The organism is Pseudogracilibacillus auburnensis, assembly GCF_003201975.1.
Lineage (GTDB): Bacteria > Bacillota > Bacilli > Bacillales > Amphibacillaceae > Pseudogracilibacillus > Pseudogracilibacillus auburnensis.
Genome location: NZ_QJJQ01000010.1, coordinates 24,766 through 38,763, shown reverse-complemented (window position 1 = coordinate 38,763; position 13,998 = coordinate 24,766). Strand labels below are relative to the sequence as shown.

Here is a 13,998-nt window from a genome sequence, read left to right as displayed (position 1 = left end):
ACGTTAAAGTGATTTTACTACTTCTTTTATATTTTGAGCTTTTGTAATGGCGGAAATAACTGCTACTCCATTTGCCCCGGCTTCCATCACTTGACTAGCATTTATTTCATTGATTCCTCCAATTCCGACAATTGGAAGGTGTCGGTGTTTGTTTCGTAAAAACGTAATCCACTCTGTTCCAACAGCTGGCTTTGCATCATCTTTTGTACTTGTCGTAAAAATAGGACCAGCACCGACATAATCTACTAAATGTATGGGACTTTTTTTAAATTCTTCTTCATTAGAAACAGATAACCCTAGTTCAAGATTCGGAAATTTAACACGTAATCTCGCTACTGATGTATCATCCTGTCCTACATGAATTCCATCAACTTCAAGCACGGAAGCAAGTTCGACATCATCATTAATGAAGAAGGGAATCGTATATTGACGGCAAATCTCACGCAGTTTTTTTCCGAGTGTTATCTTGGCCTCACCAGATAACGAGCCATTTCCTTTTTCGCGAAACTGAAAAGCGGTAATTCCGGCCGCAATAGCTTCTGTTAAAATTTTTTCTGGATCTCGGTTACAATTTTGGCTACCCATAATAAAATATTTTCGTAAATAGTTTGCCATATATTCTTACTCCTTTGTAGCAAGCGCATCAATAAAATGTGGCAAAAATGTTCCCGTTCCAAAGACATCGCTTCTCGCAGCTGCTTGTTCTGCTGCTTGACCGTAAAAACGTACTGCTTCGTAGACAGCCTTTATCTGATCTGAATTTGTTGTTAAACATGCAGTAACGATAGAACCAAGTAAACAACCGGCTCCCGTAATTTGCGTTAAATATTCATGGCCTGTATCATTCACTTTAACGTTGGTTCCTTGAGCGACTACATCGATTTTTCCTGTTACAATAGCAAGCGTATTATATTTTTCCGCCACTTGAAGCGCTACACTTTCTAATTTGCTCATATCGTCATCAATTGATTCGACGCCTTTTGTTTCCCAAGCGATTTCGACGAGATGTGCCATTTCTCCTGCATTGCCTTTTACCGCTGTAAACTGAACATTATTGAATAGTTTTTTAATCGCTTGCTTTCGATAAGGGGTTGCCGCGACTCCAACTGGATCTAATACAACAGGGATCCCCCGTTCATTCGCTGTTTGTCCCGCAATAATCATTGCCTCAATATCAGGCTGAACAAGTGTCCCGATATTAATTAATACGCCATCTGCAATAGTAGCCATATCCCGAGCTTCCGATACTTCTTTTGCCATAATCGGGGAGCCTCCAAATGATAATAAGCCATTTGCTGTAAAATTCATGACGACTTGGTTTGTTATATGGTGAATCAAAGGCTGTTTTTTTCTTACTTGCTCAATTATATTCATTTTTCCACTTTTACCTCCCATATGAAACATACTCAATTTCTTGTAGCTCACTATTCTGGAATGTAGTACATCTTCGTTTTCCACGGCACAAAATTCATGAAATCGGCACATAATCCTCGGAAACGGCATATAACCAAAAATCCAATCCAACACATAACCCTGCACATATCACATAATTCCCTAAACTAGCCTTACTGCCCAATGATTTGTCGGCCCATTTCCACTACCTAGATCAAACGATTGTTTAATTGCTTCGGTAACAAAATATTTTCCTTTTTCCACTGCCTCATAAAGGGTTAAACCATGACTTACATATGCTGTAATTGCTGCAGAATACGTACAACCTGTTCCATGCGTATTGACTGTATCGATACGACTTGCGGTAAATTCATGCATATGATTACCATCATATAAAAAGTCAACTGCATCGCCTACGAGGTGTCCGCCTTTAACTAGAGCAGCCCCCGCACCATATTCATGAACAATTTTCTCCGCAGCTTTTTTCATCGTATCCAATGTATCAATTTTCATTCCGGTTAAAAATTCAGCTTCGGGAATATTTGGCGTTACAACTGTACAAAGTGGTAATAAATGGTCTCGTAAATAATCTCTAGCATCATCACTAATTAAAGCATCTCCACTCGTTGCAACCATGACAGGATCGATAATAAAAGGAATATCTTTACCTGAAACTTTTTTCTGAATGATTTGCATCATGTCGATATTGGCAATCATTCCCGTTTTCATTGCGTGTACAGGCATATCTGAAAAAACCGAATCCAGCTGCTTTTCAATCATGGCAAGTGGAATATGGTGAATATCTTGTACACCTGTCGTATTTTGGGCAACAACAGACGTAATAACTGACATTCCGTAACTTTGCAACTCTTGAAAAGTCTTTAAATCAGCTTGAATTCCCGCACCACCAGTTGGATCAGTACCTGCAATCGTCAGAGAACAAGCAACTTCTTTCATCACTATCTAGCTCCTTCTTAATCATGTTTTACACTCATTAATTGTTCCGATTTTACCCGTGAAACGATAAATAGGGCAAGCCCAGCACCTGCTAAGCTACTAACGAGAAATGGCGGAATAAAAAAGAATGCCCCAAATGACGTTCCCATTAGGATTTTTGCAAAAGGGACAGCAAATAATGCGCCAAATATACCAGTTCCAATGACTTCCCCCATTGCTGCAAAATACTTTTTACCGAAGCGACGATATAAATATCCTGCTAAAAAGGCACCAATCATTCCACCTGGAAATGCGAGCAATGATCCAAGCCCTAACATGTTGCGAAGAAGTCCAATGACAAAGGCAATCATAACAGCAGGACCTGTACCGAGCATCACAGCCGCCAATACGTTTACCGCATGTTGAACAGGATATGCTTTGGCAATTCCGGCTGGGAACCAAATAAACTGTGCGCCTAATGTGCCAATCGCAACTAGCAGTGCCATCGTTGTAAGCATGCGAGTTCTATTCAAAAAGGATCCTCCTCCTTTCTTTTTTACAGGGTGAGGTAAGTTAGTATCAAATAAACATGAAAAAACCAGCTTCATGACGCTCACGAACCTGGTTAACTTTCGAAAAATAGACTAGAAAATCATCTAACTACTTCCCTCCGCTAGTATGAACTAGATCAGGTTCACAAGAGTTAGAAATGTGCTCATTTCCTCTCAGCCCCCCGATAAGGGCACCCCTAGTAGTATTCCTAATATATAGTTTTCAACATAAGTATAGCAAATATCCACTGTTTTGTTAATTAGTTTCACTATCAAGTTTAAGCAGTTGCTTTAGCCCATCAACAATAATATGCTCAGGAACATCTTCCTCGCTAACAAAATGTAAAATACTTGTACCAACGTCCAATGCTAATAATAAGAAGGATAGTTTTTCGGGGGAGAGTGGGAAATTACTCTCTTCTTTATTTTCAAAGTGTATTAGTATTTCTTCTGATTGTTTTCGCGATTTTTGCAAGATTGGGGCTAGCTTTTTACGGGCTGATTCCTCTCGTAACGCATAAATGAGAAATTCTAGCATCAATGCGCCCCACGCTTTATTTTCTTTTAGTTCTTTATGGTAGTTTTCTTCTAACACTTCCATATACTCAAGCAATGAAGTTTGTTGTTGGTAAATAGTTTTGATAGATTGAATATCCTTTTGTAGCCGTTCACTAAATACGGCAATGAATAAATCTTCCTTTGAACCAAAATTTGAATAGACAGCCCCCTTTGAAAATCCTGCTTCTTCAGCAATCTCATCGATGGAAGCTCCATAAAATCCTTTTTCCATAAAAGTTTTTGTTGCGACATGTAACAGCTTGTTTCGTGTTTCTCGTTTACTCTCTTCGCGCGTTAAACGTTTTTTACTCAATTTAATTAATCTCCTCTTGACAATATAATAGTTGATAACTTATTATTAGTACTGTCGGTATTCAAATACTATTGGTATTAGAGTCTTGTTGGTATGTGTAATTTTATTATACCATAGGAAATGAATGGAGGAAGGATTGTTCTCAAATGATGCCAACTCCAACTAAAGCTATGAGCTAATCTACATGGATTTTTTCATGTGAAAATAGATAGATAGGGTTGATCATTTTCTAAGTAAAATATGTGTAATTTTTTAAAAAAGATCGGAAAAAATAAACAAAAAAATGGTATAATAAGTCGATTAACTGTAAAGGACTGAATGAAATGTAGATCGTATCGGTAAATCTTAATAGCTAATCCTTATTTCCTATCTTAAATTAACCTTAAAGAGGAGTAATATAATGAACGATACACCAAAAAAATATGAATTTTTAGCCGATGATCCAAATGCGAAAGTCATGCCTATTATGATCTCACTGATCATCGGTGCTTTTTTTGCCATTTTGAATGAAACGTTATTAAATATTGCACTTACTACATTAATGAAAGAGTTTTCTATTACTGTTCCGCAGGTGCAGTGGATGGCAACAGGTTTTATGTTAATGATGGGTGTCGTTATTCCAATGTCAGCCATTTTATTACAATGGTTTACAACGAGGCAAATGTTTCTTGCGACAATGATTGTATTTACGATTGGAACGACAATTTGTGCAGTGGCACCTAATTTTACTATCTTATTAGCGGGTCGTTTTTTTCAAGCGATTGGTACTGGACTTTTAGTTCCAATTATTTTTAATACATTTTTATTAATTTACCCACCCAATCGGAGGGGGGCAGTCATGGGTATTGTCGGGTTCGTCATTATGTTTGCTCCGGCAATAGGTCCGACATTATCTGGAGTAATTGTTGAATATTTAGGATGGCGCTTTTTATTTATAACAGTCATTCCGTTTGCGCTTTTTTCTATTTTATTTGCATATAAATATTTACTGAACGTATCAGAAGTGACAAAACCAAAAATCGATTGGATATCCATTGTGTTTTCAACGATTGGTTTTGGAGGAGTGGTATTCGGATTTAGCTCTGTTGGTGATCAGGAGGCGGGTTTCCTCGCACCAATTGTTTTCCTATCGATTCTTATCGGATTGATCAGTTTAGTTTTATTTTGTTTGAGACAATTAAAGTTACCGGAACCAGTGTTGGATATTCGTGTTTTTAAGTTTCCAATGTATACATTAGGTGTAATTTTCTTTTTCATTATCATTATGGCGATGTTTGCATCAGAAATAATATTACCTATTTTTATGCAAGGACCACTGGCATTATCAGCCGCAACTGCCGGTCTTGTTCTATTGCCGGGAAGTTTGCTAAATGGCTTATTATCGCCGGTAATGGGTCATTTATTTGATAAACTTGGACCGAAAGCATTAATGATTCCAGGAAGTATTTTTTTATGTGGAACGATGGTCGTTTTTAGTAGAATAAATATGGATACACCGGTCTGGGTTATTGTTGTTTGCTATATCATTCTGATGATCTCGATATCTGCGATGCTAATGCCTGCGGAGACGAACGGATTAAACCAGCTACCAAAAAAACTATATCCGCATGGAACAGCAATCGTCTCAACATTACAGCCTGTGGCGGGGGCGATAGGGGTATCCGCATTTATTAGTATTATGAATACGAGACAACAAAATATTTTAAGTAAGGCAGCTAATCCGAATGATCCGCTAACGATCAATGAAGCACTCGTTTCGGGTGTAGAATTAGTATACTTTATTGCGATTGCCTTTGCAGTTGTCGTGTTAGTTATGTCATTTTTTGTGTACAGAGCAAATCCTGATGACATAGTAGAAGAAAAAGGAAAAGAGTAAGGTTCCTAATTAGAAATGTTTGTCTTATGTAATAGGCAAACATTTCTATGAAAGCTTTATTTATACTAAATAAATCAATATCATAAATAGATAATTGGCGATGTATCCAAACGATAACACTTACTCTATGGTCAGTTGTCCGTGAATAAAAATACTAAATCTAAATGAATTGCTGGTAGCAAAAGGTGGCGACGACTCCTACTAGAATAGCACGGGGGATGCAGACTAAGTACGCCACGTCTTATGCGTTGGAGGCCGGTAGACCTTGGGAAAGCGTTCGCCTGTAGCGGAAAACAACAGTTTTAATAAATATTGTTCGGATGAATCCTTACTTCATGTGTTATGAAAGTGACTAAAATATTAATCTTTTATTAAAAATGTCTAATTTGATAGACATTTTCTTTTTGCATGATAAAATTTAAGTAATCGTTTATACCCTAATAAAGGGGGAGAGTACATAATGAAATTGTGGCTTAGAAAAGTATCCGTAGTCCTAGTAGCGATTATGACACTTGGAATCTATATTCCATCTACTGATATTACGTCTGATGCGGAAAGCAAAGGAGCAACTGTTTCTTCTGAAGCAGCTGTGACACAAACGGTCCTAGCCCAAACGGAAGTAGCAAATGATTCTTTTGATGACGCCGTATATGAAGAAGACCAGATAACCGAATTAACTAAAAAGGCAAAAGAACAAGCGCTTATAAAATTAGGCCCGCGTATCGCTAGTCAAGTGGAGGATGAATTTCGAGCTGTCATTTTGCCTAAGATTGAAGAGGAACTGGAATTAATGTTTGCAGAAGCTGGCGAAGATAAACTTGCTTATTATGATATAACTGAAAACCCAGCAAAAGGGTATGGTGAGCGAATTTTTAATGTGTATGATTATGAGAAAAAGCAAGTGATTGCTAAATTTCATGTCCGCAGAGATCACCGTCCATTGGAAGGACACTGGTTTAATTTCCATTATCACTTAAGAACAGATGGATTTGAAACACATCATGAAATAGGCGATGTTTATTGGGATAAAAATATGCCACCAAAATGGATGTCATAAAGAGTATGTACATAATGAGTTAAATAGAAAGCTCTCTAGTTCGGTGAAACTGGGGAGCTTTTTCGTATATATTTTTTGAATGAGAAATACATATGGTTCCTCATTTTCTACTTGACCCTACCACAGTGTCATGCTTTAACCTATATTAGACAAAAAGAAAGGATGTAATGTTATTGCTTATAGGTGAATTATCCAATAAAACGGGAGTTAGCATTCGTTCGATAAGATATTATGAGAAGAAAGGATTGATTTTACCAGAGAGGCTTGAAAATGGTTACCGACAATATCATATAGCTGATGTAGAACGGGTAAAAACAATTCAATTATTCTTAGACTTAGGACTGCGAACAGATGAAATTAGTCCCATTTTATCTTGTGAATCATCTATTCCAGGTAATGAAATAATAAAATGTGCACCTGAGGCAATTTCTTTATATGAAGCAAAACTACAAAACACACAACAACAAATAGAGACTTTAAAAGAATCGGAATCAAAGCTTAAGGACGTCCTTTCTTTTTGGAGAAAAGTAGAAATGCAAACGAAAGGATGATGTATGATTGAAATACCGTATCGTCATATTGGCTTTGGGAACCTTTATTATAGGGACAGATGATTTAGTGATTGCAGGTATATTGCTAAGTATTGCGCATGATCTTGAAGTAAGTATTTCTATGGCAGGTCAATTGGTGACTGTTTTTGCTTTCGCTTATGCTTTGGGAGCGCCTGTATTAGGAACCTTGACAGCACATTTACAGCAGAAAAAAATATTAACAACTTCAATCCTTCTCTTTTCTATTGCAAATGGTTTATCTGTAATTGTCCCATCGTTTGGTTGGCTTTTTATTACTCGCATTTTAGCAGCATTAAGTGCAGCGCTATTTACACCAATCGCCATGACTACAGCCTCAAAATTAGCTACTCAAAAAAGTAAAGGAAAAGCCCTATCGGTTATCACAGCAGGGTTAACAGTTGGAATTATATTAGGTGTTCCAATTGGGACGTGGATTGGAACAACTTTTGGTTGGAGAATAACGTTTTTATTTATCGCAATTATAGGCATCATTACGGCTATTGGTATAAACTGGCTGTTGCCCGTCATGGAAAAGGAAGCCGATATTCCGCTCAAAAAACGATTAATGTCATTAAATACTCATGTGATGTTAACGCTAGTTGTGGGTGTCATGTCAACAACGGGGGGATTTATGCTCTATACCTATATCGCTCCAATTTTACAAAAAACGACGAATATAGAATATACGATGATCAGCTGGTTTCTTGTATTGTTTGGGATAGGGAGTATTTTTGGAAACATTGCTGGAGGTTATGGAACAGATCGTTATGGTGCAAAAAAAACGCTAATACTTTCGCTTTTATTTTTTGCAATGACATTGTTTAGTATTTCTTTGTTGATGTTGTTTCCTGTTAATTGGCTAATTATTTTATTATCAGTACTTATTTGTGCGTTGTGTGGCTTTGCTGCATGGGCATTAAATCCTGCATTAAATGCTCACTTAATTTCACTCAACCCAAAGCAAGCTTCTATGATCCTGTCCTTTAGCGCCTCTTCCTTATATTTAGGTATAGGATTAGGAGCTCTAGTTGGAGGGTTAGTCATTAATAGGATTTCCATTATCCATATCGGTTGGGTAGGTGGTGTTTTTGTATGTATAGGACTCCTTTTATTTCTTGTTATTCAGCAAATTTTTAAAAACAAGATAAATGGATAAATATTATTTAACTAACATGATAGCATCTAGAAAAGAGAATAACGATACTCTATTTTTAATTCCATAAATGAACAGATCTAATTTTTAGGATTGACTCCTTTTGTTTACATGAAAAAATGAAATGATACAATAAATGTAAAAGGTACTGGAGGAAGTTTCATGTACATAGTAAAAAATGCAACATTATACATGGGTACAGGCGAAATAATTGAAAATGGCTCTTTTCTAGTGAAGGATGGCAAGTTTTCAGAAATAAATAGTGATGAAACAGTAGATTGCAAGACTCTTGATATGCAAGGAAAAACAATTACACCAGGGCTAATTGATGTCCATACACATCTCGGAGTATTTGAAGATGGGGTAGGGAAGATGGGCATGATTTTAATGAAATGAGCTCACCTGTCACCCCACATATACGGGCAATCGATGGAATTAATCCGAATGATAGAGCATTTATGGATGCGCGAAAAGGTGGAGTTACAACCGTACAAATAATGCCAGGGAGTGCAAATGTGATTGGTGGGGAAATGCTCATCGTAAAAACGTACGGAAATATTGTCGATCAAATGGCTGTTCGGACATTATCGGGCCTAAAAGCGGCAACAGGAGAAAACCCTAAAAAAGTATATGGGTCAAAAGGAAAAATGCCAATGACGAGAATGGGTGTAGCAGCAACATTAAGAAAAAAGCTTGTGGAAGGGCAAAATTATTTAGAAAAGTTGGCGGCAGGGAAAGGAGAACGTGATCTTGAGTTAGAAATAATCGGCAAAGTATTGAAACGTGAAATTCCATTACGAGTTCATGCACATCGTTCAGAAGACATTGCGACCGTTTTACGAATTAAAAAAGAATTTAATCTTGAAATTACGATCGAACATTGTACAGAAGGACATTTAATTGCTGATTATATTGCAGAACATGATGTGAAAGTATCTGTTGGACCAACAATGTCATCTCGTTCAAAACTGGAGTTATCGGAGATGGGATGGTATACATTGCCTGCACTTGAAGCGGCTGGTGTGCCGGTTTCTATTACGACGGATCATCCCGTTGTACCAATCGAACACTTAATGACGAGTGCCATTTATGCAGTTAAAGATGGGAATTATTCAGAAGAGTCAGCCTTAAAGGCAATTACGATTAATGCTGCAAAACATTTAGGGATAGAGAATCAAGTAGGTTCCATTGAAGTAGGAAAAGATGCGGATTTCGTTGTTTGGGACGGTGATCCGTTTGATTTACGGACAGAAGTGGTAGAAACATATATTAATGGGGAAGTAGTATACGGGTAGTTTGAATCCCAATTTTAAAGATGATAAAATATTCCAGACAGTTGGATTGAATCCTTCTGTCTGTAAGCTCCTTTGAGATATTACTTTTCTAGTAGTATCTCAAAAATCGTTAAAAATCAAACAAGTTATCATTCTGCTTTATGGAGAAGATAAAACCAAAAAAAATAATATGTATTGCAATTATAAAATAAAAATGCTATTATAATACCTAAATCTAAACGTTTACATTTTTGGAAAACTAAACGTTTATAAATAGGTGAGATCATGAAAAAGGCAACGATTGAAGATGTGGCAAGAAAGGCAAATGTTTCTGTTGCGACTGTTTCTAGAGTAATTAATGCTCAAGGTGGAGTCAGAAAGTCGACAGAAGAAAAAATTGTTCAAGCTATTAAAGAATTAAATTATGTACGTAATGCGGTAGCCCGTAGTATGGTTCGAAAAGAAACAAAAACAATCGCTGTAATCGTTCCGGATATATGTAACCCTTTTTTTTCTGAGGTTGTTGCTGGTGTTGAACGCAAGGCAATTGCAAAAGACTATTTTACAATGGTGAGTAGTTCTAATGAATCTAAAATAAACGAACGAAAATTAATTCAGCATATTATCGAACGTGGAGTCGATGGGGTAGTTGTTACGACAGCAGATGAGAGTGGAGAGCAGTTAAAACCACTATTTGATTTGAGGGTTCCCATTGTTGCAGTAGATCGAGTCATAAAAAATTATCAGGTTGATACAGTTATTATTGGAAATAGAGAGGGAGCCTATGAAGCTGTTCGCCATCTGATTCATGAGGGGCATAAAGATATAGCAATCATCAGGGGGCCGCAAAACACAACTCCCGGCTATGAAAGGTATAATGGATATGTTCAGGCGATGAAAGAGTTTGGTTTAGATATACGAGAAGAGTTTATAGGTGATGGAGATTTCAGGGAAGACAGTGGTTATGAAATTGCAAAAAAGTTTTCACAATTAGATACTCCTCCAACCGCGATTTTTTCAAGTAACAACTTAATGAGTATAGGGGCATTAAAAGCCATACAAGAAATGAATTGGAAGTTAGGAGAAGAAATATCTTTTTTAGGATTTGACGATATTGAGATTGCAACTTTTACTCGGCCCCAAATAACGACAGTATCCCGACCAATGAGGCAATTAGGAGAAGTAGCATTTCAGCTTTTATACGATCAACTTATGGAAGAGAATATAGAGGAGAGAAAGAGTAGAGAAATTATCTTAACACCGCATTTAAATGTAAGAGAATCTTGTAAAAGGAAAATAGTATTATAATTTTTTCTCATTAAATCTAAACGTTTACATTTAGGTTTAGATTTAATAGAGAAAAATTTTATCAATAAAATCTAAACGTTTACATGGAGGCATAATAATGAAAAAACATGGAATATTACACCCTGAATTAAACAAACTAATCGCTGAAACTGGTCATACAGATGAAATTGTTGTAACTGATGCGGGGTTACCGTTACCTGAGGAAGTGAACACACGTATTGACCTAGCACTTAAGCAAGGTTTGGTTCCTTTCTTAGAATTGTTAGATACTGTATTAGATGATTTATCGGTTGAAAAGGTCATTATGGCAGAAGAAATTAAAACCGTTAGTCCAAAAATGCAAAAAGAAATACTCGCTCGTTTAGAAGGTGTTGAAATCGAGTATCTTCCTCATACAGACTTTAAACAAAGAACGAAATCAGCAAGAGGTGTAGTACGTTCAGGGGAATTCACTGCTTATGCAAATGTTATTTTAGTAGGTGGAGTTGTTTACTAATTATCATTATATATTAGTTTTGAAAGGAGGATACCTATGACTACCTTATTGAATATGGAAAATATAGTGAAATCATTTTCTGGAATAACTGTATTAAAAAATATCAACTTAACAGTTAATCAAGGGGAAGTTGTTGCACTACTTGGAGAAAACGGTGCTGGTAAGTCCACCTTAATGAAAATTATTGCTGGTGTTCATCGTCCGACTTCGGGAAGTATTTACATAAAAGGTAAAGAAGTTACTATTTTGAATCCAAAGCATTCACAAGAATTGAAGATCAGCATCATTCACCAAGAGTTTAATTTAATTACAGATTTAACAATAGCCGAAAATATATTTCTTGGTCGCGAAAAAAGAAAGTTTTCGGGAGTAATTGATTGGAAGTTAATGCATAAAGAGACTAAAAAGGTTTTACAAAAGGTTGGTATTGATCATTTACCAGCAGAAAAGTTCATTTCTGATTGCTCTGTAGCGGAAAGGCAATTAATTGAAATTGCTAAAGCGTTATCATTTGATTCAGAAATATTAATTATGGATGAACCGACGGCTACGTTAAACGATAAGGAAACACAGACATTACTAAATCTAATGGACAATTTGAGAAAGAATGGATTAGGAATCATTTTTATTACACACCGTTTAGAAGAGGTAAGTCAAGTAGCTGATCGTATCGTTGTGCTAAGAGATGGTGAATATATCGGTTCTGAGAAAGTGAAGCATGTTACGAAAGACAAAATGGTTTCAATGATGGTAGGAAGGGATATTCAAGACTTATTTCCAGCCCGTTCCGAGGCATCGAATGATGTTGTTTTGGAAGTGAATAATGTAAGCGTTAAAAATCGTTTACATAACATTTCATTCAACGTTCATAAAGGAGAAGTTCTTGGAGTTGCAGGATTGTTAGGCTCTGGTAAAACAGATTTATCAAAGGCATTATTCGGACTTTATCAACTTCAGCAAGGTAGTGTGAAGTTGTTTGGACAAGAGATAATGACTCCAAAGGAAGCAATAGATGCTGGTATATCTTTAGTAACGGATGATCGTAAAGGAGAAGGTTTAATTCTCGATCTATCCGTATATGAAAATATATTGCTACCATTCTATAGAAAAATGACTAAGACTGGAATATTAAAAAAGTCAAGAATGGATCAAATTGTAGATAAATGGGTGAAGAATTTGCAAGTTAAAGTCCACCATTCATCTGTAGAAGTAGGGACTTTAAGTGGGGGAAACCAACAAAAAGTAGTGTTAGGGAAGTGGCTCCAAATGAATCCTAAGTTATTAATTCTAAATGAACCAACGAGAGGGATTGATATTGGAGCAAAAACAGAGATATATAAAATCATAAAGGATTTAACAAATGAAGGTATTTCCATTTTGTTGATTTCTTCTGAAATGCCTGAGCTTCTTGGAATGGCTCACAGAATTATCGTATTACACGAAGGAGAAATAAGTGGAGAATTATCTTCAAAAGAAGCAACACAAGAGAAGATTTTCAATTATGCAACAGGGGGTGAAACAGTTGGAGAAAACGACTAGCAAAGATAACAAACAAAAGTGGATTAATTTATTACTAGTACTTGATAAGTATCGTGTATTACTCATTTTTGTTGCATTACTTATCGTAGCAAGTTTACTATCAGATGCCTTTTTGACGACGAGTAATTTATTTAATGTATTTCGTCAAGTATCTATAATTGCCATCATGTCTGTTGGCATGACGTTAGTAATCATAACAGCAGGGATCGACTTATCAGTTGGTTCTGTGATGGCTTTTTCTGGAGCAGTCTTAGCTGGAATAATAACAGCTGGAATCCCTTTACCAATTGCTATAATTGCCTGTATTTTAGTAGGAATAGTGCTTGGAATATTTAACGGATTCATCGTTGCTAAAGGAAAAGTACCAGCATTTATTGCTACGCTAGCAGTCATGGTTATTGCAAGAGGAATGACCTTAGTATTTACTCAAGGAAATCCAATTGTCGTTAGTGACACAAGCTTTCGATTTATCGGAGCAGGAACAATTTTTGGTGTTCCATTTCCAATTGTATTAATGATTGTTATTTACATTATCATGTATTGGGTATTGAAACACACAACATTTGGACGTTACCTCTATGCGATTGGAGGAAATGAAGAAGCCTCAAGGTTAGCAGGTATTTCCGTAGACAGAGTGAAAATTGCTGTATACGCACTTGCTGGTTTTTTCGCTTCGGTATCAGCTTTGATTTATACCTCTCGCCTCATGTCAGCACAACCAAACGCAGGTGCAGGTATGGAACTAGATGCCATCGCAGCGGTAATTATTGGAGGTACTAGACTTTCAGGGGGAAGGGGGGCTGTAACTGGTACATTAATTGGTGCTTTAATAATGGGGGTACTTGATAACATTTTAAATCTAACAAATGTATCGCCATTTTATCAAGATATCGCAAAAGGGTTAGTAATATTAGCCGCGGTTTTAATTGATAGTAAGTTAGCAAATCTTAAAAAATAATATTTATTGGAGGCT

Annotated in this window: 13 protein-coding genes, 1 pseudogene and 1 riboswitch; of the genes and pseudogenes, 9 read left to right on the top strand and 5 right to left on the bottom strand. The window is 36.5% G+C overall.

Annotated elements, in window-relative coordinates:
* Positions 1-3: 3 nt before the first annotated feature.
* The 5 genes from thiE to DFR56_RS13650 all read right to left on the bottom strand — a co-directional run bounded on the left by thiE (position 4) and on the right by DFR56_RS13650 (position 3,750).
* A complete protein-coding gene (thiE, locus tag DFR56_RS13670; RefSeq protein ID WP_110396008.1) occupies positions 4-615 on the bottom strand; it encodes a thiamine phosphate synthase in 612 nt (203 codons plus the stop codon).
* Between the two features lie 6 nt (positions 616-621).
* Positions 622-1,374, bottom strand: a complete 753-nt coding sequence (thiM, locus tag DFR56_RS13665; RefSeq protein WP_244916534.1) for a hydroxyethylthiazole kinase — start codon at positions 1,372-1,374, stop codon at positions 622-624.
* Positions 1,375-1,554: 180 nt separating this feature from the next.
* Complete coding sequence (gene thiD / locus DFR56_RS13660; RefSeq protein ID WP_110396007.1) at positions 1,555-2,349, bottom strand: bifunctional hydroxymethylpyrimidine kinase/phosphomethylpyrimidine kinase; 795 nt, start codon at positions 2,347-2,349, stop codon at positions 1,555-1,557.
* 17 nt (positions 2,350-2,366) lie between these two features.
* Positions 2,367-2,861 carry an energy coupling factor transporter S component ThiW gene (gene thiW / locus DFR56_RS13655; protein ID WP_110396006.1) on the bottom strand — a complete coding sequence of 165 codons (495 nt, stop codon included), beginning with the start codon at positions 2,859-2,861 and terminating at the stop codon, positions 2,367-2,369.
* A 115-nt stretch (positions 2,862-2,976) separates the two neighbouring features.
* Positions 2,977-3,088: riboswitch (TPP riboswitch) on the bottom strand.
* Positions 3,089-3,135: 47 nt separating this feature from the next.
* Positions 3,136-3,750: a TetR/AcrR family transcriptional regulator gene (locus tag DFR56_RS13650; RefSeq protein WP_110396005.1), complete on the bottom strand. Its 615-nt coding sequence runs from the start codon at positions 3,748-3,750 to the stop codon at positions 3,136-3,138.
* A 400-nt stretch (positions 3,751-4,150) separates the two neighbouring features.
* On the opposite strand from DFR56_RS13650, the gene DFR56_RS13645 reads away from it, so the two are divergent.
* The 9 genes and pseudogenes from DFR56_RS13645 (at position 4,151) to DFR56_RS13605 (ending at position 13,983) form a co-directional block, all read left to right on the top strand.
* Positions 4,151-5,626, top strand: coding sequence for an MDR family MFS transporter (locus DFR56_RS13645; RefSeq protein WP_110396004.1), 1,476 nt, complete (start codon positions 4,151-4,153; stop codon positions 5,624-5,626).
* A 460-nt stretch (positions 5,627-6,086) separates the two neighbouring features.
* Entirely contained in the window at positions 6,087-6,683 is a 597-nt protein-coding gene (locus DFR56_RS13640; RefSeq protein ID WP_110396003.1) for a YpjP family protein, read from the top strand.
* Between the two features lie 173 nt (positions 6,684-6,856).
* Positions 6,857-7,234 carry a MerR family transcriptional regulator gene (locus tag DFR56_RS13635; protein WP_211320634.1) on the top strand — a complete coding sequence of 126 codons (378 nt, stop codon included), beginning with the start codon at positions 6,857-6,859 and terminating at the stop codon, positions 7,232-7,234.
* A 7-nt stretch (positions 7,235-7,241) separates the two neighbouring features.
* Positions 7,242-8,411: an MFS transporter gene (locus tag DFR56_RS13630; RefSeq protein WP_110396002.1), complete on the top strand. Its 1,170-nt coding sequence runs from the start codon at positions 7,242-7,244 to the stop codon at positions 8,409-8,411.
* 159 nt (positions 8,412-8,570) lie between these two features.
* Positions 8,571-9,703 (top strand): annotated as a pseudogene (locus DFR56_RS13625) (amidohydrolase).
* Between the two features lie 264 nt (positions 9,704-9,967).
* The gene (locus DFR56_RS13620; protein WP_110396001.1) at positions 9,968-10,990 is read left to right on the top strand and encodes a LacI family DNA-binding transcriptional regulator; all 1,023 of its coding nucleotides are present in this window, start codon (positions 9,968-9,970) and stop codon (positions 10,988-10,990) included.
* Between the two features lie 97 nt (positions 10,991-11,087).
* Complete coding sequence (rbsD, locus tag DFR56_RS13615) at positions 11,088-11,486, top strand: D-ribose pyranase (RefSeq protein ID WP_110396000.1); 399 nt, start codon at positions 11,088-11,090, stop codon at positions 11,484-11,486.
* A 36-nt stretch (positions 11,487-11,522) separates the two neighbouring features.
* Positions 11,523-13,025, top strand: a complete 1,503-nt coding sequence (locus tag DFR56_RS13610; RefSeq protein ID WP_110395999.1) for a sugar ABC transporter ATP-binding protein — start codon at positions 11,523-11,525, stop codon at positions 13,023-13,025.
* Positions 13,009-13,983, top strand: coding sequence for an ABC transporter permease (locus DFR56_RS13605; protein WP_244916533.1), 975 nt, complete (start codon positions 13,009-13,011; stop codon positions 13,981-13,983). The genes DFR56_RS13610 and DFR56_RS13605 overlap by 17 nt, the downstream gene beginning before the upstream one ends.
* Positions 13,984-13,998: the final 15 nt, after the last annotated feature.

What these genes read in the sequence shown, in the direction of transcription:
- DFR56_RS13640 (WP_110396003.1), top strand. Translation starts at nt 6,087, where the DNA reads ATGAAATTGTGGCTTAGAAAAGTATCCGTAGTCCTAGTAGCGATTATG.
- thiM (WP_244916534.1), bottom strand. Translation starts at nt 1,374, where the DNA reads ATGAATATAATTGAGCAAGTAAGAAAAAAACAGCCTTTGATTCACCAT.
- DFR56_RS13610 (WP_110395999.1), top strand. Translation starts at nt 11,523, where the DNA reads ATGACTACCTTATTGAATATGGAAAATATAGTGAAATCATTTTCTGGA.
- rbsD (WP_110396000.1), top strand. Translation starts at nt 11,088, where the DNA reads ATGAAAAAACATGGAATATTACACCCTGAATTAAACAAACTAATCGCT.
- DFR56_RS13645 (WP_110396004.1), top strand. Translation starts at nt 4,151, where the DNA reads ATGAACGATACACCAAAAAAATATGAATTTTTAGCCGATGATCCAAAT.
- thiD (WP_110396007.1), bottom strand. Translation starts at nt 2,349, where the DNA reads ATGAAAGAAGTTGCTTGTTCTCTGACGATTGCAGGTACTGATCCAACT.
- DFR56_RS13620 (WP_110396001.1), top strand. Translation starts at nt 9,968, where the DNA reads ATGAAAAAGGCAACGATTGAAGATGTGGCAAGAAAGGCAAATGTTTCT.
- thiE (WP_110396008.1), bottom strand. Translation starts at nt 615, where the DNA reads ATGGCAAACTATTTACGAAAATATTTTATTATGGGTAGCCAAAATTGT.